Origin of the sequence: Mesorhizobium shangrilense (assembly GCF_028826155.1) — a bacterium.
In the GTDB taxonomy this organism is placed as follows: domain Bacteria; phylum Pseudomonadota; class Alphaproteobacteria; order Rhizobiales; family Rhizobiaceae; genus Arvimicrobium; species Arvimicrobium flavum.
The window spans coordinates 544,782-565,283 of record NZ_JAQGPN010000001.1 but is presented as its reverse complement, the minus strand read 5'-3'; the positions used below and the strand labels follow the sequence as shown (position 1 = coordinate 565,283).

Here is a 20,502-nt window from a genome sequence, read left to right as displayed (position 1 = left end):
CGCATCATGACGGGCCCTATGCTGGAACGCTTCCTCGCCAGTGAAGCAGACACCGTCCGCCTCGGCCAGGACCTGGCCCAAGCCATCCGCCCCGGCGACGTGCTGGCGCTGCACGGCGATCTGGGCGCCGGAAAGACGACGCTGGCGCGCAGCCTCATCCGCGCGGTGGCGGCGGACCCCGAACTCGACGTGCCAAGCCCCACCTTCACCCTCGTCCAGTCCTATGAGGCGAGAGTGCCGATCCACCATTTCGACCTTTACCGCCTGTCGTCGCCGGACGAGCTCGGCGAACTCGGTTTCGACGAGGCGCGTGAGCAGGGAGCGGCGCTTGTCGAGTGGCCGGACCGGGCTGGCGACGCGCTGCCGAAGGAGACGCTCCATATAGACCTGACGCACGAGGGCAACGGCCGCCTCGTCCGCATCGCGGGCGGAGGCGGGGCGTTCGAACGCGTACAGCGCTCGCTGGCGATGCGCGACTTCCTTGGCCGCGCTGGTTGGGGAGAGGCTGATCGGCGGCGTCTGGCCGGCGACGCCTCGGCGCGCAGCTACGAAACCGTCGTGCTCGCCGGCCGCGAGCCGCGTATCCTCATGAATTCGCCGCCGCTGGTGCTCGGTCCTCCGGTGAAGGACGGCAAGGCCTATGCGGAGATCGCGCACACCGCCCGCACGGTCGCCGCCTTCGTGGCGGTGGACCGCGCTCTCGCCGATGCCGGCGTCAGCGTGCCTACGATCTATGCCCAGGATCTCGATCGGGGGTTCTTGCTGATCGAGAATCTGGGCTCCGATGGCGTCATCGATCCAGAAGGCAGGCCCATCGTCGCGCGCTACAGGGCTGCCGCCGAACTGCTCGCCTGGCTGCACGAGAAGCCGTCTTCCCCGCGTTTGCCGGTTGCGCCCGGTATCTGGCACGACGTGCCTCCATTCGATCGGGAGGCCATGCTCATCGAGGTGGCGCTGCTGCTCGACTGGTATGTGCCGTGGGCGACGGGCAAGCCGGCAAGCGACAGCCTGCGCAGGGAATTCGACCTCGCCTGGAGCAATCTGAGCGACCGCCTGGCCTCCGCCGAAACGGGGCTGGTGCAGCGCGATTATCATTCCCCCAACCTCATCTGGCGCGAAGGCCGCTCCGGCCATGACCGGCTGGGCATCATCGATTTCCAGGATGCGCTCATCGGACCGCTGGCCTACGACGTCGCCTCGCTCGCCATGGATGCCCGGGTGACCGTCCCCGCCGACGTCGAAAGCGCGACGGTCGAGGCCTATGTCTCGGCGCGAAAGGCTGCCGTTTCGTTCGACGCCGACGCCTTCGCGGAGGCTTACGCGATCACGGCCGCGCAGCGGAACTCGAAGATACTGGGGATCTTCGTGCGGCTCGATCGCCGCGACGGGAAGCCTGCCTACCTTAAGCATCTGCCCCGCATCCGGGACTATCTGCGCCGCGCCCTGGCGCATCCGGCCCTGGCCGACATTGCCGATCTCTACCGCCGCCACGGCTTGCTCGACGAGGTTTCCGCTTGACGTTTTCCTGGAAGCCCCAGACGGCCATGGTGCTTGCCGCCGGCCTCGGCAAGCGCATGCGCCCGATCACCGACATCATGCCCAAGCCGCTGGTAAGCATCGCCGGGAAGCCGATGCTGGACTGGTCGCTCGACCTGCTGGAGAAGGCCGGAGTCCGCAAGGCAGTGGTCAACGTGCACTACCTGCCCGATCAGATCGTCGCGCATGTCGCCCAGCGCACCATGCCCAGTATCGTCATCTCCGACGAACAGGATGGCCTGCTCGACTCGGCCGGCGGCGTGGTCAAGGCGTTGCCCGAACTGGGTGACGAACCGTTCTACCTGCTCAACGCCGATACCTTCTGGATCGACCGGGATATCCCCAACCTAGATGCGCTCGCCCTTGCGTGGGATGCCGCGCGGATGGATATTCTGCTCATGCTTTCCGACCTCGAATCGGCGACCGGGCACAGCGGCGGAAGCGATTTCCTGATTGATGCCGACGGTCGCCTCTCGCGTTCCAGGCAGGACCCGTCTGGCGTGATCTATGCCGGGGCCGCGATCATGAATCCGCGCCTGTTCGCCGGGAAGGAAGTCGCACCGGCTTCCCTCAACCGCTACTTCGACGAGGCGATCGCCGCCGGCCGCCTCTTCGGGATGACGCTGGTGGGCGACTGGATCACCGTCGGCACGCCCGACGCCATCGCGCCGGCGGAGGCGGCGGTCGCCCGGGCGCGCGCCGAAGGGCGATGAGCGACCCCGGCCTCCATCTCTTCTCCATCCCGCCCGGCGCACCCTTTCTGCCGAGCCTCGCCGAGGCCCTGCTTTCCGGTCGCCTGATTGCCGGCTTCGATGCGCGCGATCCGCTGGCGCTGGCCGGCGTGACCATCTATCTGCCGACGCGCCGCGCCGCCCGCGAGCTGAGAAGCGTATTGGTCGGCAAGGTTTCGGGCGGTTCCGCGATCCTTCCCACCATCCGGGCTCTGGGCGAGTTCGACGAGGAAGGCGCCGTCTTCGACGCCGCAATCGCCGGCTCGCTCGACCTTGCGCCGCCGATCGCCCCGCTCGACCGCCTTTTGCTGTTGGCGAAGCTGGTGCGCGCCTGGAAGCGGCGACTGCCGGCGCATGTGGCGCAGCTGTTCGAGGAGGAGGTCATCGTTCCCGCTTCGGCGGCCGATGCCATCTGGCACGCCCGCGATCTGGCAGCCTTGATGGACGAGATCGAGACGGAGCGAGCCGACTGGTCGAGACTGGCCGACCTTGTTCCCGGCGAACTTGCCGGCTGGTGGCAGGTCACCCTCGAGTTTCTGTCGATCGTCACGCATCAATGGCCCGCCGTGCTCGCCGAGCGCGGCCAGTCCAATCCGGCCGCGCATCGCAGCCGCCTGATGGCGCTGGAGGCCGAACGGCTGAGGCGCAGCCCAGCCGCCGGGCCGGTCATCGCCGCGGGTTCCACGGGTTCCATTCCGGCCACGGCCGAACTCTTGTCGGTGATCGCCCGCTTGCCGCAGGGCGCGGTCGTGCTGCCGGGGCTCGACACCCATCTCGACGCGCCGTCCTGGTCGATCATCGACGACCCTGCGCCCGAACCGGCCGTCCTCGGCCATCCCCAGTTCGGCCTGGCCAAGCTGCTGCGCAAGCTTGGCGCGACGCGCGAGGACGTGACCCAACTCGCGTCCCTGCACCCGGATCTCCAGGTCCGCAAGGATTTGGTCAGCGACGCGCTGCGGCCCGCGGTCACCACCGACGCCTGGGCCTCCGGATCGGCCGTCGCCGCCGCGCCCGCGGACGTCGATGCGGCGCTTGCCGGCGTGACCCTGGTGGAGGCGGCCAACGAGCGCGACGAGGCGGCGGCGATCGCCGTCGCTCTCAAGCGCGCGGCGCAACGGCCGGACGCGCGCGTGGCGCTGGTGACCGGCGACCGCAATCTCGCCCGGCGCGTCTCCACCGAGCTGCTGCGGTTGGGCGTCGTGGCCGATGATTCCGGCGGTACGCCGCTGACCCGCACGTCCCCGGCCGAGCTCCTGACGCTGCTCCTGGAGGCCGTCTTCCGGCCCGGCGACCCGGTGCCGGTCGTGGCCCTGCTCAAGCATCCGCTGCTGACCCTCGGGCTCGAGCGGGCGCTCGTGCGCAGGGCGTTCGAGACGGTCGAACTGGTGGCGCTGAGAGGCGGCACAGGACGCCCCGACGCCGCGCAACTGCCGGCGCTGTTCGAGGAGCGGCTTGCAGGCTTCGCCGGTGACGTGCGTCAGCCCCATTGGCTGGCCCGCCTGAACGAGGAACGCCTCGCGGAGGCCCGCACCGCGCTTGCCAGCCTCGGCGACGCGATCGCTCCGCTCGCCGCCTTGCGTGAGGCCCGGTCGGTAGACCTTGCCGAGATCGCGCGGCAAACGATCCAGTCATTCGAGACGCTGGGCCGGTCCGCGGATGGCGGGCTGGAGCAGCTCTATGCCGGGGAAGCGGGCGCCACGCTGGCCGAGTTCCTGCGCTCGCTGGTCGGCTCGGATGCGGCCTTCGATCTCGTCGCCGGCGAATGGCCGGACGTGTTCGCGGCCCTGATCTCGCCCGAAGTGGTGAAGCCCAACCCCGGAGCGGAAAGCCGGATTGCCATCTGGGGGCAGCTCGAGGCGCGGTTGCAGACCGTCGACATGCTGGTTCTCGGCGGTCTCAACGAGGGCGTCTGGCCGCGCAAGGCGCAGGCCGACCGCTTCATGTCGCGCATGATGAAGTCCGGTCTTGAGCTCGAGCCCCCGGAACGCCGGATCGGCCTCGCCGCGCACGACTTCATGATCGCCATGGGCACGGGCGAGGTGGTGCTCACCCGCGCCGCGCGCTCGGGCGATGCGCCGGCGCTGGCGTCGCGCTGGCTGCAGAGGCTGCTCACCTATGTCGGCGACGAGCAGGCCGGGAAGATGCGTGCGCGCGGCAATGTGCTGCTCGACTGGGCGCGCCAGCTCGACGCTGGCGACAAGCAGCCCTTCGCCAGGCGGCCTGAGCCGAAGCCGCCGCTCGAGGCGCGTCCGCGAAAATTCTCCGTGACCGAGATCGAGACGCTGCGCCGCGACCCCTACGCCATCTACGCCAAGCGCATCCTCGGCCTGCAGGCGCTCGACCCGCTGGTGCGCGATCCCGGCGCGGCGGATCGCGGAACGCTGTTCCATGACATCCTGCACCGTTTCACGGAAAGCGGCGTCGATGCGCTGGGCAGTGGAGCGCTCGACGGTCTCGTCGACATCGGCCACGCCTGCTTCGCGGAGATCGAACTGCCGCCCGACGTGCATGCGATCTGGTGGCCGCGTTTCCTGCGCATGGCGCCCGAGATCCTGGCCTGGGAAGCGCGGCGTGCTGCGGCAGTGAGGTCGCGTCATGCCGAGGCGGCCGCGCTGGCGCTGGAGGTGGCGCGCACCGGCGTCACCCTGTCCGGACGCGCCGACCGCATCGACATCCTCTCCGGCGGGATGGCGGTCATCCTCGACTACAAGACCGGCTCCTCGCCATCGAAAGGGCAGGCCCACACCTTGCTCTCCCCGCAGCTCGCGCTCGAAGGCGCGCTGCTGCGGCGCGGCGCGTTCAGGCCGCTGGGGACGCCGAACCTTTCCGATCTGGCCTTTGTGCGCCTGCGCCCCAACGGCCTCGTCAACGAGGAGTCCATCCTCGAATACAATCGGAATTCCCGGCCCGCCGACGACCTCGCCGAAGACGCCTGGCGACGCCTCGAAGAGCTGATCCTGCACTACCAGAGTCCGGCCACCGGCTATCTGTCGCGCGCGCTGCCGTTCCGCGAGGGAGACACGGAGGGCGACTATGATCACCTCGCCCGCGTGCTCGAATGGTCGGCCGGCGGCGGCGATGCGGAAGGCGAGGGGTCATGAAGCGGACCGTCCGGATTCCCGACGAGACGCGCGCCGACCAGGCGCGAGCCGCGGATCCGTCCAGCTCGGCCTGGGTTTCGGCAAATGCCGGCTCCGGCAAAACGCATGTGCTCACGCAGCGCGTCGTGCGGCTTTTGCTGCGCGGCGCCGATCCGTCGAAGATCCTCTGCCTGACCTATACGCGGGCGGCAGCCGCCAACATGTCCAATCGCGTCTTCAAGACGCTCGCCGCCTGGACGACGATGCCGGACCGGGCGCTTGCCGAGCAGATCCGCCAGCTCGAGGACGAGAAGCCGGACGCCGCAAAGATCGCCGCCGCCCGGCGGCTATTCGCGCGGGCGCTGGAGACGCCGGGCGGGCTGAAGATCCAGACGATCCACGCCTTTTGCGAGTCCGTGCTCCACCAGTTCCCGCTAGAAGCCAACATCGCCGCACATTTCGAGCTGCTCGACCCGAAGATGGAGGCCGCGCTGGTGGAATCCGTCCGGCGGGAGATGCTGACGGGCGCGGGCGCCGCCAACAATCCCGAGCTCGAACGCGCCTTCGCGACAGTGCTCAAGCATGGCGGGGAGCACGGGCTGGAGAAGCTGCTCCGCGAGATCGTCGCCAAGCGCGACGGCCTGCGCGCCTTCATCGACGCCGTGAAGATCGACGAAACCCCGTATCTGCGCCTGTTCGAGGCGCTGGGTTTCCGACCTCGCGATTCCTCCGAATCCATCGCGGCTTCGATATGGCCGCTGCCGGGCTTTGCTGCGGATTTTTTCCGGGATTTTGCGCAGGTTGCCGAGGCCGCCGATGCGCGCACGGTCATCAACAGCATCCTGCCCCACGCGTCCGCAGCCTTCGCCGAGTCCGATCCGGTGCTCAGGCTCACGCTGCTCAAGCAGGGGTTCCTGAAGGCGAACGGCGAGCCCTACGATGCGGCGAAAGCCTTCAAGAAGGCGATGCACCAGCAGCTGCCGGACCTCGCCGAACGCTATATGTCGGCGGCGGACGCGATCGTCGTCGCCTGCGACCGCGTGGCGCTGTTCCGCATGCTGGAGGCGACCTGCGCGGCGCTCGACCTCGCCGATTGGATGATCGCCCGCTACGAGCGCGTCAAGAGCGCCCGGGGCATGCTCGACTTCAACGACCTGATCACGCGCACGCTGAGGCTCCTGGCGCGCCGCAATGCCGGCGCCTGGGTGCAGTTCAAGCTCGACAAGGGCATCGATCACATCCTGCTCGACGAGGCGCAGGACACCAGTCCCGATCAATGGGAGGTGGTGAAGGGGCTCACCGAGGAATTCTTCGCCGGAGAGGGCGCCCGCGGGGTGCGCCGCACCATCTTCGCGGTGGGAGACGAGAAGCAGTCCATCTACTCCTTCCAGGGAGCCCGCCCGGAATCGTTCGCCGAGACCAAGCACCACTTCGCCCCCCGGGTCCGCGGCGCCGACGGTCGCTTCGCCGACGTGCGGCTCAACTGGTCCTTCCGTTCGACCATCGACGTGCTGTCGGCGGTCGACGTCGTGTTCGGGAATGACGACGCGCGGCGCGGCCTGACGCGCGACGGCGAGCCTATAGCCCACAGCGCCATCCGCGAACTGACCCCCGGCTATGTTGAGCTGTGGCCTTCTCTCGGCGTCGAGCAGGTCGACGACCCCGATGACTGGTCCACGCCGATCGACCATGCCAGCGCGCCGGCCGTGCGTCTGGCGGAAACGGTGGCGGCGACGATCGAGCGCTGGATCAACAATGGCGAGATCATCGAAGGAACGGGCAAGGCCCTGACCGCGGGCGACGTGCTGGTGCTGGTGCGCAAGCGCGACAGCTTCATGCATGCGCTGTCGCGCAGCTTGAAGAACCGCGACATCCCGGTCGCCGGCGCCGACAGGCTCCTGCTGCCCGGCCACATCGCCGTCAAGGATTTGATGGCGCTCGGACGCCTGCTGCTGCAGCCGGAGGATGATCTTTCGCTCGCCGCGGTGCTGCGCAGCCCGCTCTTCGGCGTCACCGAGGAAAAGCTTTTCGACCTTTCGTGGGGGCGGGGCAAGCGGTCGCTCCGCGCATCGCTGCGCGACATGGCGCGTGAGGACGCGACGCTGGCCGCCATCGCCGAGCAGCTCGACGCATGGGCGAACGAGGCGGCCTACAAGCCGGTCTTCGAGTTCTATTCGTGTGTGCTGGGTCGCGATGGCGTGCGCCGCAAGATGATCGGCCGCCTCGGCCACGAGGCCGGCGAGATCCTGGATGAGTTCCTGAGCTTCTGCCTTGCGGAGGAGCGCGCCGGCCTGCCCGGACTGGAGGCTTTCCTGGCGACGCTGGAAGGCAGCGCGCTCGAGGTGAAGCGCGAGATGGACCAGACCCGCAACGAGGTGCGCATCATGACGGTGCACGCCTCGAAGGGCCTGGAGGCGCCGGTCGTCTTCCTCATCGACAGCGGCAGCGCCTCCTTCACCAACCAGCACATGCCGAGCCTGATGCCGTTTGCGTTCAAGGACGACCTCGGCAGCGCCAAGGCCTACCTCTGGTATCCCGGAAGCGACGTCGCCAACTCCACCGTGCGCGCCATCCAGACCGACATCGCGGCGGCGGCCGACGACGAGTACCGGAGGCTCCTCTATGTCGGCATGACGCGCGCCGAGGACCGCCTGATCGTCTGCGGCTATCACGGCAGGCGGCCGCCCGCTTCCGGCACCTGGCATTCGATCGTTTCGCGGGCGCTCGAGGGCGCAAGTGAAACGAGGCAGATCGACCGCGACAGCGAGGGCGACACGATCCTGCGCTATCGCGTTGCCCCGGTGGTGATGGCGCACGCGCCGGAGCGCGAGACGTCCGGCCGACAGGCTGAGCTGCAGTTGCTTCCGCCCGGGCTTTTCGAGCCGCTTCCGCCCGACGAGAAACTGCCGCGTCCGCTGACGCCCTCGGGCGCTTCGGTGCTGATCGACGAGGAACTGGCGACGCACAGGGAGGCGGCGGGCCGTTCGCCGGTGCTCGATTCCGACGGCGGGGCGAGTTTCGCGATCGCCCGGGGGCTTGCCAGTCACCGTCTTCTCCAGATGCTGCCGTCCCTGCCCGAAGCTGAGCGCGAGACGGCGGCGCGGCGCTATCTCGACAGGGTCGCCGCTGACTGGCCCGCCGGCGAGGCCGAGAGATCGCTCGCGTCGGTCATGGGGATCCTCGGCTCGCGCGCCTTTTCTCCGATTTTCGCGGAAAACTCCCGGGCGGAAGTCTCGGTCATGGGCACGCTGATGGTGCGGGGCCAGGAGCGCGCCGTGTCGGGCACGATCGACCGCCTCGCCGTCACCGCCGACGAAGTGCTGATCGTCGATTACAAGACCAACCGTCCGCCGCCGGCCTCGATCGACCAGGCGCCCGAAGCCTATGTGCTGCAGATGGCGCTCTATGCAGTGCTGCTGAAGCCCCTCTATCCGAACAGGAAGATTTCGGCCGCCCTGCTCTTCACCGAGACGCCGAAACTGATCGAGGTTCCCGCCGTTGTGATGGACGCCGCGCTTGCCCGACTCACGCGGCCGTGAGACAAGGCCTGCTTGAAGGGTGCGCCGCACTGCACCACATATTGCGCGACCAAGCATCGAAAGGATTCTTCAGTATGGCCACCGTGACGGTCGACAAGAGCAATTTCAAGAGCGACGTGCTGGACGCCAAGGAGCCGGTGGTCGTGGATTTCTGGGCGGAGTGGTGCGGTCCCTGCAAGATGATCGCCCCGGCGCTCGAAGACATTTCTGCCGAACTCGGCGGCAAGGTGAAGATCGCCAAGCTGAACATCGACGAGAATCCTGAGCTCGCGGCGCAGTTCGGCGTCCGCTCGATCCCGACGCTGATGATCTTCAAGGGCGGCGAAGTGGCCGACATGAAGGTCGGCGCGGCCCCGAAGACCGCGCTTTCGCACTGGATCAACGGCGCCGTCGCCTGACGTCCCGTTTGCTGCACTTCCAAGCAAAAGGTCCGGCGCTCGCGCCGGACCTTTTTGTTTGGTCGGAGGCTCGCGCGTTTGCATTTTTCCGCGGAGAGTCATAAGCCTCTGCGACCTTGCTCGGGGCAGGCATGCAGCCGCCCGCACCGCAAACCGGAAACGTTATGAACAAGCCGATCGAACCAAATTCCTTCCGCACCGGCCCCGACGAACAGGGCATGTTCGGCTTGTTCGGCGGGCGCTTCGTCGCTGAGACCCTGATGCCGCTCATCCTGGACCTGCAGGCGCACTGGGATGCGGCAAAGAACGATCCCGCCTTCAAGGCGGAGCTTTCGGCGCTCTCGACCTTCTATGCGGGGCGTCCCTCCAAGCTCTACTTCGCCGAAGGACTGACGCGGCATCTCGGCGGGGCCAAGGTCTACTTCAAGCGCGAGGACCTCAACCACACCGGTTCGCACAAGATCAACAACTGCCTCGGCCAGATCCTGCTCGCCAAGCGCATGGGCAAGAAGCGGATCATTGCCGAGACCGGCGCCGGTCAGCACGGCGTTGCCTCGGCGACGGTGGCGGCGCGCTTCGGCTATCCCTGCGTCGTCTACATGGGCGCCACCGACGTCGAGCGGCAGAAGCCGAATGTCTTCCGCATGAAGCTGCTCGGCGCGGAAGTGCGGCCGGTCAGCTCCGGTCACGGCACGCTCAAGGACGCCATGAACGAGGCGCTGCGCGACTGGGTGACCAATGTCGAGGACACCTACTACCTGATCGGCACGGCCGCCGGTCCGCACCCCTATCCCGAGCTCGTGCGCGACTTCCAGTCGGTGATCGGCAACGAGGCGCGGGCGCAGATCCTCGAGCAGGAAGGCCGGCTGCCGGATCTCGTCATTGCCGCCGTCGGCGGCGGCTCCAACGCCATCGGCATTTTCCATCCGTTCCTGGACGACCGCAACGTCAGGATCGTCGGCATCGAGGCGGGCGGCCGTGGGCTTGAAGGGGTCGAGCACTGCGCTTCCATGAACGCCGGCAAGCCGGGCGTCCTGCACGGCAACCGCACCTATCTGCTGCAGAATGACGACGGCCAGATCCTTGACGGCCATTCGATTTCGGCCGGCCTCGACTATCCGGGCGTCGGCCCGGAGCACAGCTGGCTGCGCGACAGCGGCCGCGTCGAGTACGTGCCGATCCTGGACGACGAGGCGCTCGACGCCTTCCAGGTGACGACTAAGGTGGAGGGCATCATCCCGGCGCTGGAATCCGCCCACGCCATCGCCCACGCCATGAAGGTGGCGCCGAAGATGGGCAAGGACCAGATCGTGATCGTCAACCTGTCCGGCCGCGGCGACAAGGACGTGCACACGGTCGCCAAGATGATGGGCATGGAGATCTGAGGGTAGATCGTTGGCCTCGCTCTGTATCCCATGATAGGATGGATCCGAGCTTGGAGACGTTGTGATGGGCGAGATGCCATTGTCTTTGCGCCTGGACGCGGAAACCGTTGAAGGCCTCAAACGGGAAGCCGCTTTGCAGGACGTTGCGCTGGACGACATTGCCAGCCAGGCCATCAAATCTTACCTTGACTGCCAAGAGCGGGAACGGTTGCTGATCCAGCAGCGCACTGTCGAGGCCGATAAAGGCGTGTTCATCTCCAGCGAAGCAATGATGCGCTGGGTGGAAGATCTCTTTGACGGCAAGCGGACTCCGCCACCACAGCCCGATGTCTTTCTGACGCCTCGCAATCGTTGACGGCGTCTGGATGAGACTCGTCTTCCTGCCGACCACCAGGGCGGACTTCGAATGGCTGGCCGACTATTACCTCGGCGTCTTTCCCGAGGGCGGTCCGAGGGCGTATCGTCGGCTGGAGCGTGCACTGGCGCACCTGGCGGACAATCCACGTCTCGGCAAAGCCATTGCACAAACTGACTATCGCGAATATTCGGTTCCGCGAACGCCGTTTGCGCTGATCTACAGGATCGGCGACGACGCCATCGAAATCCTGCGCGTTTGGGATCGGCGCGCCGATCCGGCTCACATGCGATTGCCAGACGACGGAGAGACATGACCACCACCCGTATCGACCGCCGTTTTGAGAAACTCGCCGCCGAGGGCCGGCCGGCGCTGGTCACCTATTTCATGGGCGGCGACCCTGACTATGCGACCTCGCTCAGCATCATGAAGGCGCTGCCGAAGGCCGGGGCCGACGTCATCGAGCTGGGCATGCCTTTCTCCGATCCCATGGCCGACGGGCCGGCCATCCAGGCCGCTGGCCTGCGGGCGCTGAAGGCCGGGCAGACGCTGGCGAAGACGCTGCAGATGGCGGCTGAATTCCGCACCGTCGATGACGACACGCCGATCGTCATGATGGGGTACTACAATCCCATCTACATCTACGGCGTGGATCGTTTCCTGGCCGACGCCAAGGCGGCCGGCATCGACGGGCTGATCATCGTCGACCTGCCGCCGGAAATGGACGCGGAGCTCTGCGTGCCGGCGCTCAAGGCGGGCGTGAACTTCATCCGGCTGGCGACGCCGACGACCGACGACAAGCGCCTGCCCAAGGTGCTCGAGAACACCTCGGGCTTCGTCTACTACGTGTCGATGACCGGCATCACCGGCTCGGCGCTTGCCGATACCGGCAAGGTCGAGGCTGCGGTCAAGCGCATCAAGAGCCATACCTCGCTGCCGGTCTGTGTCGGCTTCGGCGTCAAGACCGCCGAGCAGGCGCGCGTCATCGGCGCATCCGCCGACGGCGTCGTCGTAGGCACTGCGATCGTCAATGCGGTCGCCAACGTGCTGGGTCCCGATGGCCGGACGACCGCCGACCCGGCGGAGGCGGTGGCGACGCTGGTCAACGGCCTCGCCCAGGGCGTCCGCGCCGCCCGCCTTCAAGTCGCCCAATAGGCGTCCCATCCTCCCGGACCGTCCACCAGCCCGAGAAAAAGCATCATGAACTGGATCACCAACTACGTTCGGCCGAAGATCAATTCGATGCTCGGCCGCCGCGATATGCCCGAGAACCTCTGGATCAAGGATCCCGAGACGGGCGAGATGGTGTTCCACAAGGACCTGGAGAGCAACCAGTTCGTCATCCCGACCTCCGGCCACCACATGAAGATCTCGGCCAAGGAGCGGCTGAGATACTTCTTCGACGACGGGCGCTATGACGTCATCGACAACCCCAAGGCGCCGGTGGACCCGCTGAAATTCCGGGACGAGAAGCGCTATCTCGACCGGCTTCGCGACGCCAAGGCCAAGACCGGGCTCGAGGACGCGATCCTGTCCGGCCTCGGCACGATCGAGGGCCTTCCCATCGTGGCCACCGTTCAGGACTTCTCCTTCATGGGCGGCTCGCTCGGCATGGCTGCCGGCGAGGCGATCATCAGGGCGTTCGAGACGGCGCTCGAGAAGAAGCGGCCGCTCGTGCTGTTCGCCGCCTCCGGCGGGGCGCGCATGCAGGAAGGCATTCTCTCGCTGATGCAGCTTCCGCGCACAACGGTCGGGGTCGATCGGCTCAAGGAAGCCGGATTGCCCTATATCGTCGTGCTGACCAACCCGACCACCGGCGGCGTCACCGCGTCCTACGCCATGCTGGGCGACGTCCACATCGCCGAGCCCGGCGCGCTGATCGGCTTCGCCGGCCCGCGCGTCATCGAGCAGACCATCCGCGAGAAGCTTCCCGAGGGCTTCCAGCGCGCCGAGTACCTGATGGATCACGGCATGGTCGACATGGTGGTGTCCCGTCTCGACATGAAGTCCACCGTCGCGCGGCTTCTGAAGCTGTTGCTCAAGACCCCGGCGGAAGTGGCGGCGATCGAGCCGGAGATCCTGCCTCCGCCCGCCGTCGCGGCGGAAGCGCGCCCGTCGGCCTGAACCCGTCATCCGACGCCGCGAAACGTGATTGTTTGCGCGGCGGGGAGCGCCTAAGTCATGTCGATGACCGCCTTGCTTGCCGATCGCGAAATCGAGCGCCTGATGATGCTGCATCCGAAGGGCTTCGACCTTTCGCTGGAGCGCATCACCCGCCTGCTGGACCGCCTTGGCAACCCGCAGGACCGGCTGCCGCCGGTCATCCATATCGCCGGCACCAACGGCAAGGGTTCCGCCGCGGCGTTCTCGCGCGCGCTGCTGGAGGCTGAGGGGCTCACGGTCCACGTCCACACCTCGCCGCATCTGGTCAACTGGCACGAGCGCTACCGGCTGGGCGCTGCGGGCGGCGGCAAGTTCGTCGGCGACGAGGTGCTTGCCGAGGCGATGTCCCGCGTCGCGACGGCCAATGCAGGGGAAAAGATCACCGTCTTCGAGATCCTGACCGCCGTCACCTTCCTGCTCTTCTCCGAGCACCCGGCGGACGCCGCCGTGATCGAGGTGGGGCTTGGCGGGCGCTTCGACGCGACCAACGTGATGAAGCAGCCGGCGGTATCGCTGATCATGCCGATCTCGCCCGATCACCAGGCCTACCTTGGCGACCGCGTCGAACTGATCGCCGCCGAGAAGGCCGGCATCATGAAGCAGGGCGTACCGGTCGTCATCGGTGCGCAGGAGTTCGATGCCGCGCAGGCCGTGCTCGTCGAGACGGCGGAGCGGCTCGGCTGCCCGTTCGAGCTCTATGGCCAGGACTTTCTCGCCTATGAGGAGAACGGCCGGCTGGTCTATCAGGACCAGACCGGACTGATGGACCTGCCGCCGCCGCGCCTCAGCGGCCGCCACCAGTTCGCCAACGCCGCCGCCGCGATCGCGGCCATCCGCGCCGCGGGCTTCGACCTGTCGCACGAGGCTGCGGAAGCGGCGATGCAGAGCGTCTACTGGCCGGGACGCATGCAGGGCCTGGCGTCGGGCAAACTGGCCGAACTCGCCCCGAAAGGCGCCGAGATCTGGGTCGATGGCGGCCACAATCCCGGGGCCGGCCTCGTCGTCGCCGAGGCGCTTGCCGAACAGGAGGAGCGCAACCCGCGGCCGCTCTTCCTCATTTCCGGCATGATCAACACCAAGGACCAGACCGGCTATTTCCGCGCCTTCCACGGCATGGCGCGGCATGTCTTCACGGTTCCGGTGACGATGAGCGAATCCAGCGTGCCGAACGACGAACTCGCGGTGCGCGCCACCGAGGCCGGGCTGTCGGCCGAACCGGTAGGCTCCGTCGCCAATGCGCTGATGCTGCTGCGCGACACCTGGGACGACCGCGAGCCGCCGCCGCGAATCCTGATCGGCGGATCGCTCTATCTGGTCGGCGCGGTGTTGGCCGAGAATGGCACGCCACCGGTCTGACGGGCGGGCGTTTTCCCGCGAAAACCTACGCCGCCCGCACCGCCCGGAAAAACTGCCTGATAAGCTCCACGTCCTTGATGCCGGGTGCGCTTTCCACGCCTGACGAGATGTCGAGGCCGGGCGGATTGGCGAGCTTTATGGCGTCGCCGACATTGCCGGCGTTGAGCCCGCCCGACAGCAGGTAATCGGTATCCGCGGGCAGGCCGTCCAAGACCGTCCAGTCGAAGGCGACGCCGTTGCCGCCGGGAAGCTCCGAGCCCGCGGGCGGTTTGGCGTCGAAAAGGAAGCGGTCGGCGACGCCGACAAACGGTGTGATCTTGCCGAGATCGCCAGCCTCGCTGATGGAAAATGCCTTCATCACCGGCAGCCCGTGGCGCGCCTTCAGCTCGGCGGCCCGTTCAGGCGTCTCCTTGCCGTGAAGCTGCAGCATGTCGGGCCGCATTGCGGCGACGATGCGGTCGAGGAAGGCGTCGTCGGCATCGACCGTCACGGCAACCGCGCTGGCCCGCCCTTCCACGCCGGCGCGCAGCCGCCGGGCTGTCTCGGGATCGATGTTGCGGGGGCTTTTCGGAAAGAAGATGAAGCCGACATGCGTCGCGCCGCCGTCGAGCGCGGCGGCGACGGCCTCTTCGGTCTTCAGTCCGCAGATCTTGATGTCCATGCCGCGCAGATAATCCCTGCGTCCGCCGGAGTCGAGGAAAACCGCGCTGCCCTCACTCAAACTGGATCGCCTGCAGCGCGCTGCCGTTGCGCTTCAGCCAGGCCTTGCAGCGGTCGGTGTCGGGGCAGAGTTCCCTGCACAGCTTCCAGAATCTTGGGCCGTGGTTCATTTCCTTCAGGTGCGCGACCTCGTGCGCGACGAGGTAGTCGATGACCGGCGGCGGCGCCATCATGATGCGCCAGGAGAACGACAGGCTGCCGTCGGACGTGCAGGAGCCCCAGCGGCTGGACGTGTCCTTGTAGCGGATCGCCTTCGCCTTGCGCCCAACACGTTCGGTGTGCTTGGCCACCAGCGTTTCGATGTCGCGCTTGGCCTCGCGCTTGAGGAAGTCGGCGATGCGGCGCGGCAGGTGGCGGCGGTCGCCGTGGATGATCATCGTCGGCCCGTCCTCGCCTGTCTCCAGCCGCACCGTGCCGCGCGGCGCGGGCTCGTGCACGATGAGATGCGGGACCCCGCGCACCGGGATCTTCACGCCGGGCCGGACCTGCGGCCTGTCCGGCACCTTCGCCAGCCGCTCCTCCAGCCAGCCCTGATGGCGGGAAAGAAAGCGCTCGACCTCGCCCCGCGCGAGCCCCGGCGGCACGGTGACGCGCAAGCCCTGGCCGCCGGCGTCGATGCGCAGCGTCAACCGGCGCGCGCGGTCGTTCTCGACGATCCGCAACGGCAGTGTGCGGCCGGCGACCACGTGCTCACGGTGCTGGACCGGAGGCGAGGCGAGCAGGGGCGCGCGTTTGAGGAAACCGAAGGGCATGGAAAGCACCAAATACTGATTCGCGGCGACGGACGAGAGAGGAGGGAGGTACGGGCGAGCCAAATTGCAGCCACGCCCGCTTGTCGCGTCTGGCCATTGTCAAAGAACGGTCCCGCGAGGAGCGGGAAGACGGGCGGCCGTCCGGTCGCTCGTAACATAGAATGTGCGGCCTCGCGGCCGCCCGTCCGGTGGTCTTGCCCCACCTGTCCCGCCCGGCCCATCGGGTCGCGGTCGGCGGTCGGGGCCCGGACCTGGGGGTTCATCACCCAGCAGCGCGACCGTAGCGCTGCCGATCCGGCACCGTCCCCTGCCCGGAGGGTCGGTGGCCATCCGTTTCCCGTGCAGGGGCGAGGCGGATTATGGGGGCGGTGCGGAGGGTGGGGAGAATCCTTTTTCGGGGGGGAGATGTCGGGCGCTCTGAAATGCAAGCGATAACAATATGTTAAGAGAAGCTCGGCGCTGCGAGTGGCTGCGAAAGGGGCGTTTTTCTCCCTGCGCAACTCCCATTTTCGCGCTCTGGGCGGGCGTTCCGTTTGGCGACGGGGGTGTTGTATTGCGCCGTCGGCGTGCTGCCGGGGCGTCACGGCATGGGTCCTAGGCTCTCCGCAGTTCGCTTCGCTCCTGCTTCGGCCTAGGATGACGAAGGGGGGAGGAGCGCCACGCCAATCGCCAACGCTGGCGACTGGGCATAGGCGACATCGAACGCCGACATTGGCGACCGGGCATAGGCAACATCGAACGCCAACGTTGGCGACCGGGCATAGGCAACACGCCAACATTGGCGATTGCGTTCATTGGGCATCCATCGCCAACGTTGGCGACGAGCGGCCGGCATCTCACCCTTCGTCATCCCAGGGCAAGCGCAGCGAAGCGGAGCGCGACCCTGGGACCCATGCCGCAACAGGGCGGTCGTGCGCCAATGGTGCGATGTCCAGCGAGGCAACCCGGACGGGGAGGGGCGTGTTCGCGGCGGGGCACGCTCTGCGGCAAGCTGGCGGCGACACCCGGTTTCCCCCCCCCGATAACCAGGGGCCGTCGCACCAGGGAGGGAGATAGCGTCAACGCCCCGACGCTCGCTTCCCATTGCCCCGCACCCGCACAAACGCCGACGGCGCCGCTTTCGCGACGCCGTCGGCTTGTTCACTCCACCGGGCGATCGGACGTCACCCCACCGGGCGATCAGACCTCGTCGAGGAGGCCGCCGCCCTTGCCCTTCCTGGACGGCTTGTCCGTCGTGGCGGGCGCGGTGGACTTGTTGCGGTTCGCCATGAAGCGGTCGAACTCTTCCTGGTCCTTGGCGCGGCGAAGCTCGCGCGCGTATTCGTCGAACTCGGCAAGCGTCTCGTCGAGCTTGCGGCGCTCTTCGGCAAGGCGCTCGAGTTCCTTCTCGCGCCAGTCGTCGAAGGCGACGTTGCCGGTGCGGCCGCCATGGCCCCAGCGGTGCGCCTTGTCGGCATTGCGGCGGCAGCCGGCGAAGACGCCGTCGGTGGCGCGGTTGACGTCGCGCTTGAAGCCGTCAAGCCGGTCGCCCCAGATGATGTAGGCGAGCATGGCGAGGCCGAGCGGCCAGAACACCATGAAGCCGATCACCATCAGCGCGATGGTCGCCGGCGTCCAGGCCGGACGGATCAGTGCAGTCGTGTTCATCTTCTCCCGTTCCTTCGGTTCGAGGCAGCGAGTGCTTGCTGCTCGAATCGACATGGTATCGAGAAAATGGCGATTCAAGACGATCGCCTCCGAAACCGGACAAGTACCTGAAACGTCTACTTTCTTTTCATGTGGTCGAGGACAAGCACGAGCAGCCCGGCGACCAGTCCCCAGAAGGCCGATCCGACACCGGCGAGCGTCAGGCCGGAGGCGGTGACCGCAAACGCCGTCGTGGCCGCCATGCGCTCGCCTTCGTTCTGCAGCGCGATGGTGAGCGCGTTGGCGAGCGCACCCATCAGCGCCAGCCCCGCAACAAGGACGATGAGGCTCTGCGGCAGGACGGCGAAGATGGCCACCAGCGAGGCTCCGAAGGCAGCGAAGACCACGTAGGCGAGCGCGTAGAAGGGACCGGTCTTCCACCGCTCGGCCGGATCGGGATGCACATCCGGCCCGGTGCAGATGGCGGCCGAAATGGCGGCGAGATTGGTGGTCGAGGCGCCGAAGGGGGCGGAGAGCAGCGAGACGAAGCCGGTGACCCCGATCAGCGGGCCGGGCGCAGGCTGGTAGCCGGCGGCGCGCAGCACGGCGAGGCCGGAGAGGTTCTGCGAGGCCATCGTGACCAGGTACAGCGGCAGGGCGAGGCCCATCGTTGCCTGCAGGGTGAATTCCGGCCAGATCGTCGTCAGGGTCGACAGCTCAGGGGTCGGCAGTCCGCCGACGCGGCCGGTGAGGAAGGCCGCCAGACCGCCGCCGACGAGCACGGCAAGCACCGACAGCGTCGGGCTGAACAGGCGGATCACGAAGAAGGCGGCGATCAACGGCAGGATCAGCCATGGGTCGGCCGGAATCGTCCTGGCTGCATTGATCGCGAAGATGACGACAATGCCCGCGAGCATGCCCGAGGCCACCGAGGCGGGGATGCGCGAGATCAGCGCGGTCAACGGCCGGAACAGGCCGGTGGCGACCAGCAGCAGGGCGGTGACGATGAAGGCGCCGACGGCTTCCGCCATGGTGAAACCGGTTGAGGCCGCGATCAGCGCCGCGCCGGGCGTCGACCATGCGGTGATGACGGGCATGCGGGTGCGCCACGAGAGCCACAGGCTTTCCGCGGCCATGGCGAGGCAGATGGCGGTGACCCAACTCGCCGTCTCGACCTGAGTGGCGCCGACGGCTTCCGCTGCGGCGATGATGATGGCCAGCGTCCCGCCGAAGCCGACGACCGCCGCAACGAAGGCCGAGATCGGAACGGAGAGACGCATGTGCTACGCCGCCCGCTCGATCATCCCATCGACAGCGTCGATCAGCATGTCGAGGTCCTGCTGACGCGACAGTCGGTGGTCGCCGTCCGGGATGAGCGAGAGCGTCACGTCGTCGGACGGCAGGCAGCCGACCAGCTTCAGCGCATGTGTGTGAGGCACGTCGGGGTCGGCCATGCCCTGCAGGATGTGGACCGGACTGTGAGTGTCGATCGGCTTGCCCAAGACCCGGTTGAGCTTGCCGTCTTCGAAGAGGGCGCGGGTATAGATATATGGCTCCGGCGAGTACTCCGACGGCACCTCGAAGAAGCCCTTCGTCTCGAGGTCGCGCTTCTGCGACTTCTTGAGCTTCGGCTCGATCAGTTCGGTCGTGAAGTCCGGCGCGGGGGCGAGCAGGACGATCCCGGCCACGCGGTCCTCGCCGGCCTTGCGCAACTCCTCCGCCATGCGCAGCGCGATCCAGCCGCCCATCGAGGAGCCGACGAGGATCTGCCTGCCGGAGGTGAAGCGACGGAAGGCGGCGAGGCTTTCGCCCAGCCATTTCGAGATGGTCCCGTAGCGAAATTCGCCTCCGGATTCGCCGTGGCCCGAATAGTCATGACGCAAAAAGGCGTGGCCGGTGCGGGCCGCCCATTCGTCGAGCGCCTCCGCCTTGGTGCCCAGCATGTCGGAACGGTAGCCGCCCAGCCAGACGACGCCCGGCGACTTGCCCTCGCGATGGCGGTAGGCGATCTCGACGCCGTCGTGGTCAAAAAAGGCGGCCTGTTGCTCACTCATGCGCGATCTCCAGAGAATACGTCCGCCTTGTGGCATGGGCGCGCAACGGGCGGAAGGGTCCAAGCCACCGCCACAGAATGCGGCAGAAAGGTCGTCCAGGATCGAAGTTGGGGGCTCGCGAGTTAGTAGCTCAGGTTGCATATGCTGATGATGATTTCTGCAACCGACTGTGCTATTGACTTGGCCCCGATCGTACCGACATAGCGCGGACGATCATTTTTTCGTGCGAAACAGCTTGAGGAGACCACGCCCATTCGCAGACCATTCAAGGCAGCGGCGCCGACCAAGGAAGGGCCGCGCGCAAACCGAGACATCCGAGTTCCCCGGGTCCAGCTCATCGATGCAGACGGAAACAATCGCGGCAACGTTTCGATCAACGATGCCCTGCTGGCCGCCGAAGAGGCTGGCCTCGACCTGGTCGAGATTTCCCCGAACGCAGAGCCGCCGGTCACCAAGATCCTCGATCTTGGCAAGCTGAAATACGCCAACCAGAAGAAGGCGGCCGAGGCGCGCAAGAATCAGAAGGTCATCGAGATCAAAGAGATCAAGATGCGCCCCAACATCGATGATCACGACTACGAAACGAAGATGAAGGCCGTCCGGCGCTTCTTTGAGGAAGGCGACAAGGTCAAGCTCACCTTGCGTTTTCGTGGCCGCGAGATGGCGCACATGGAACTCGGCATGCAGCTCCTGAACAAGGTGCGTGAGGAGACGGCGGCCATCGCCAAGGTCGAGGCGGAGCCCAAGCTCGAAGGCCGGCAGATGATGATGGTGCTGGCTCCGAGGTAACCGACGCTGGCGCGGTCG

Annotated in this window: 17 protein-coding genes; 12 read left to right on the top strand and 5 right to left on the bottom strand. The window is 67.2% G+C overall.

Annotated features, from left to right (window positions below; translation table 11 throughout):
* Nucleotides 1–6 precede the first annotated feature (6 nt).
* The 11 genes from tsaE to PD284_RS02785 all read left to right on the top strand — a co-directional run bounded on the left by tsaE (nucleotide 7) and on the right by PD284_RS02785 (nucleotide 14,543).
* Entirely contained in the window at nucleotides 7–1,518 is a 1,512-nt protein-coding gene (gene tsaE, locus PD284_RS02835) for a tRNA (adenosine(37)-N6)-threonylcarbamoyltransferase complex ATPase subunit type 1 TsaE (protein WP_274626711.1), read from the top strand.
* A gap of 26 nt (nucleotides 1,519–1,544) precedes the next feature.
* On the top strand, nucleotides 1,545–2,249 hold the full coding sequence (locus PD284_RS02830; protein ID WP_274630527.1) for a nucleotidyltransferase family protein: 705 nt from the start codon (nucleotides 1,545–1,547) through the stop codon (nucleotides 2,247–2,249).
* On the top strand, nucleotides 2,246–5,368 hold the full coding sequence (addB, locus tag PD284_RS02825; protein ID WP_274626710.1) for a double-strand break repair protein AddB: 3,123 nt from the start codon (nucleotides 2,246–2,248) through the stop codon (nucleotides 5,366–5,368). Before PD284_RS02830 ends, addB begins: the two co-directional genes overlap by 4 nt.
* A complete protein-coding gene (addA, locus tag PD284_RS02820; protein WP_274626709.1) occupies nucleotides 5,365–8,886 on the top strand; it encodes a double-strand break repair helicase AddA in 3,522 nt (1,173 codons plus the stop codon). Before addB ends, addA begins: the two co-directional genes overlap by 4 nt.
* Before the next feature lie 74 nt (nucleotides 8,887–8,960).
* Nucleotides 8,961–9,284, top strand: a complete 324-nt coding sequence (gene trxA, locus PD284_RS02815) for a thioredoxin (RefSeq protein WP_274626708.1) — start codon at nucleotides 8,961–8,963, stop codon at nucleotides 9,282–9,284.
* Between the two features lie 164 nt (nucleotides 9,285–9,448).
* Nucleotides 9,449–10,669: a tryptophan synthase subunit beta gene (gene trpB, locus PD284_RS02810; protein WP_274626707.1), complete on the top strand. Its 1,221-nt coding sequence runs from the start codon at nucleotides 9,449–9,451 to the stop codon at nucleotides 10,667–10,669.
* Nucleotides 10,670–10,733: 64 nt separating this feature from the next.
* Entirely contained in the window at nucleotides 10,734–11,024 is a 291-nt protein-coding gene (locus tag PD284_RS02805) for a CopG family ribbon-helix-helix protein (protein WP_274626706.1), read from the top strand.
* Nucleotides 11,025–11,034: 10 nt separating this feature from the next.
* Nucleotides 11,035–11,340, top strand: a complete 306-nt coding sequence (locus PD284_RS02800) for a type II toxin-antitoxin system RelE/ParE family toxin (RefSeq protein ID WP_274626705.1) — start codon at nucleotides 11,035–11,037, stop codon at nucleotides 11,338–11,340.
* Nucleotides 11,337–12,179 carry a tryptophan synthase subunit alpha gene (gene trpA / locus PD284_RS02795; RefSeq protein ID WP_274626704.1) on the top strand — a complete coding sequence of 281 codons (843 nt, stop codon included), beginning with the start codon at nucleotides 11,337–11,339 and terminating at the stop codon, nucleotides 12,177–12,179. The genes PD284_RS02800 and trpA overlap by 4 nt, the downstream gene beginning before the upstream one ends.
* Before the next feature lie 45 nt (nucleotides 12,180–12,224).
* Complete coding sequence (accD, locus tag PD284_RS02790) at nucleotides 12,225–13,148, top strand: acetyl-CoA carboxylase, carboxyltransferase subunit beta (RefSeq protein WP_274626703.1); 924 nt, start codon at nucleotides 12,225–12,227, stop codon at nucleotides 13,146–13,148.
* 63 nt (nucleotides 13,149–13,211) lie between these two features.
* Nucleotides 13,212–14,543 (top strand): bifunctional folylpolyglutamate synthase/dihydrofolate synthase, encoded by a 1,332-nt coding sequence (locus PD284_RS02785; protein ID WP_274630526.1) that lies wholly within the window; start codon nucleotides 13,212–13,214, stop codon nucleotides 14,541–14,543.
* Nucleotides 14,544–14,568: 25 nt separating this feature from the next.
* Here the strand turns inward: PD284_RS02785 and PD284_RS02780 are convergent, their stop codons facing one another.
* The 5 genes from PD284_RS02780 to PD284_RS02760 all read right to left on the bottom strand — a co-directional run bounded on the left by PD284_RS02780 (nucleotide 14,569) and on the right by PD284_RS02760 (nucleotide 19,695).
* Nucleotides 14,569–15,204 (bottom strand): phosphoribosylanthranilate isomerase, encoded by a 636-nt coding sequence (locus PD284_RS02780; protein ID WP_274630525.1) that lies wholly within the window; start codon nucleotides 15,202–15,204, stop codon nucleotides 14,569–14,571.
* A 52-nt stretch (nucleotides 15,205–15,256) separates the two neighbouring features.
* Nucleotides 15,257–16,015: a M48 family metallopeptidase gene (locus PD284_RS02775; protein WP_274626702.1), complete on the bottom strand. Its 759-nt coding sequence runs from the start codon at nucleotides 16,013–16,015 to the stop codon at nucleotides 15,257–15,259.
* A gap of 1,179 nt (nucleotides 16,016–17,194) precedes the next feature.
* Nucleotides 17,195–17,662 carry a DUF2852 domain-containing protein gene (locus tag PD284_RS02770; RefSeq protein WP_274626701.1) on the bottom strand — a complete coding sequence of 156 codons (468 nt, stop codon included), beginning with the start codon at nucleotides 17,660–17,662 and terminating at the stop codon, nucleotides 17,195–17,197.
* A gap of 116 nt (nucleotides 17,663–17,778) precedes the next feature.
* Nucleotides 17,779–18,921, bottom strand: a complete 1,143-nt coding sequence (locus tag PD284_RS02765; protein ID WP_274626700.1) for a benzoate/H(+) symporter BenE family transporter — start codon at nucleotides 18,919–18,921, stop codon at nucleotides 17,779–17,781.
* A gap of 3 nt (nucleotides 18,922–18,924) precedes the next feature.
* A complete protein-coding gene (locus tag PD284_RS02760) occupies nucleotides 18,925–19,695 on the bottom strand; it encodes an alpha/beta hydrolase (RefSeq protein WP_274626699.1) in 771 nt (256 codons plus the stop codon).
* A 252-nt stretch (nucleotides 19,696–19,947) separates the two neighbouring features.
* Between PD284_RS02760 and infC the strand changes: the two genes are divergently transcribed.
* Entirely contained in the window at nucleotides 19,948–20,484 is a 537-nt protein-coding gene (infC, locus tag PD284_RS02755; RefSeq protein WP_274630524.1) for a translation initiation factor IF-3, read from the top strand.
* Nucleotides 20,485–20,502: the final 18 nt, after the last annotated feature.

Excerpts from the sequence above, each read along its gene's own strand:
- trpB (WP_274626707.1), top strand. The coding sequence starts at position 9,449 with ATGAACAAGCCGATCGAACCAAATTCCTTCCGCACCGGCCCCGACGAA.
- PD284_RS02830 (WP_274630527.1), top strand. The coding sequence starts at position 1,545 with ATGGTGCTTGCCGCCGGCCTCGGCAAGCGCATGCGCCCGATCACCGAC.
- addB (WP_274626710.1), top strand. The coding sequence starts at position 2,246 with ATGAGCGACCCCGGCCTCCATCTCTTCTCCATCCCGCCCGGCGCACCC.
- tsaE (WP_274626711.1), top strand. The coding sequence starts at position 7 with ATGACGGGCCCTATGCTGGAACGCTTCCTCGCCAGTGAAGCAGACACC.
- trpA (WP_274626704.1), top strand. The coding sequence starts at position 11,337 with ATGACCACCACCCGTATCGACCGCCGTTTTGAGAAACTCGCCGCCGAG.
- trxA (WP_274626708.1), top strand. The coding sequence starts at position 8,961 with ATGGCCACCGTGACGGTCGACAAGAGCAATTTCAAGAGCGACGTGCTG.
- addA (WP_274626709.1), top strand. The coding sequence starts at position 5,365 with ATGAAGCGGACCGTCCGGATTCCCGACGAGACGCGCGCCGACCAGGCG.
- accD (WP_274626703.1), top strand. The coding sequence starts at position 12,225 with ATGAACTGGATCACCAACTACGTTCGGCCGAAGATCAATTCGATGCTC.
- PD284_RS02770 (WP_274626701.1), bottom strand. The coding sequence starts at position 17,662 with ATGAACACGACTGCACTGATCCGTCCGGCCTGGACGCCGGCGACCATC.
- PD284_RS02780 (WP_274630525.1), bottom strand. The coding sequence starts at position 15,204 with ATGGACATCAAGATCTGCGGACTGAAGACCGAAGAGGCCGTCGCCGCC.
- PD284_RS02760 (WP_274626699.1), bottom strand. The coding sequence starts at position 19,695 with ATGAGTGAGCAACAGGCCGCCTTTTTTGACCACGACGGCGTCGAGATC.
- PD284_RS02805 (WP_274626706.1), top strand. The coding sequence starts at position 10,734 with ATGGGCGAGATGCCATTGTCTTTGCGCCTGGACGCGGAAACCGTTGAA.
- PD284_RS02775 (WP_274626702.1), bottom strand. The coding sequence starts at position 16,015 with ATGCCCTTCGGTTTCCTCAAACGCGCGCCCCTGCTCGCCTCGCCTCCG.
- PD284_RS02765 (WP_274626700.1), bottom strand. The coding sequence starts at position 18,921 with ATGCGTCTCTCCGTTCCGATCTCGGCCTTCGTTGCGGCGGTCGTCGGC.
- PD284_RS02800 (WP_274626705.1), top strand. The coding sequence starts at position 11,035 with ATGAGACTCGTCTTCCTGCCGACCACCAGGGCGGACTTCGAATGGCTG.
- PD284_RS02785 (WP_274630526.1), top strand. The coding sequence starts at position 13,212 with ATGACCGCCTTGCTTGCCGATCGCGAAATCGAGCGCCTGATGATGCTG.